The sequence below is a fragment of the Haematospirillum sp. H4485 genome, from assembly GCF_012102745.1.
In the GTDB taxonomy this organism is placed as follows: domain Bacteria; phylum Pseudomonadota; class Alphaproteobacteria; order Rhodospirillales; family Rhodospirillaceae; genus Haematospirillum.
In genome coordinates, this window is the sequence record NZ_JAAVSY010000029.1 from 1 (window position 1) to 1,039 (window position 1,039).

A 1,039-nucleotide genomic window follows, 5' to 3' on the forward strand; every position below is an offset into this window, starting at 1 on the left:
CAACCCTCGTTGTGTCCAGAATGAGGTTTTGGGCGGATAGTGTGGTTACGCCGTTCAGGCGCACGGATAAATCCTCTTTCGTGTCCCCGGACGTATCGGCAAAGACTGTCAACCCGGATGCATCGGGTTTGTACCACAACGAAAAGGCGCGCGGGGTTTGACCGCTGAATGTCAGGGCCTGATGTCCCTCCAGAGCGGCGTTGGCATCCAGCTCCGAGAAATCCAGGCGGTCGTTCTCGGCAGAGTTAAAGTCATGGACGGTATCTCGCCCTATAATGCCCGGCCCGGAATCAGAAACATTGCGCCAGGCAAACACATCGGCTCCGGCACCCCCTGTCAGATGGTCTGCTCCGCCATCTCCGTAAAGACGGTCGCGGCCGGCACCGCCGTTGATATGGTCTGCCCCGTCACCACCTTCCAGAATGTTGTCACCGCTGTCGCCTGTCAGATGATCTGCTCCGGCTCCACCCGTTAGATTCTCGATATTGCGCAGGGTGTCCTTGTCCTGGCCATCAACTTTGGCAACAGAACTGAAAGCTCCATTCAGGGTTATGGAAACAGGACGATCCAGGAACACGTAGCTGACCGTATCGATGCCATCGCCGCCATCCAGGGTGTTGCGCCCGCCTTTTCCTTCAAGGAGGTCGTTGCCTGGTCCGCCCTGCAACCGGTTGTTCCCGTCGTTGCCGCGCAGGATATCGTGACTGTTTCCACCCTCTGCATTCTCGATATGGGTGTCGTAGGCAATGCCCAGAATTCCGCTGCCTTTGTCCCAGGTTGCCGGATCGGATTTGGTATCAACGCCCCCGAAGAACGACAGGGTGCCAGGTGTCAGGTCAATGTTTGCAGACGTATCCCGCCCGCTCCAGCTGACTGTGTCATTGCCGCCCGCATCCCAGATGGTTTCATAAACATAGGTCTTGCCGGCAAAGTCATACCGGTTGTCACCGGTGCGGGTTGTCATGTTCTTCCCGTACAAGTACTGCAACGCGGCCATGTCATTGAGCATGTAGGTCAGCGGCGTGGACTTGAAGCCGCC

Annotated in this window: 1 protein-coding gene; it reads right to left on the bottom strand. The window is 57.4% G+C overall.

Annotated features, from left to right (window positions below; translation table 11 throughout):
• Window positions 1-1,039: M10 family metallopeptidase C-terminal domain-containing protein (locus HEQ61_RS11055; protein ID WP_168084796.1), on the bottom strand; the 1,039-nt coding region annotated here is incomplete at both ends.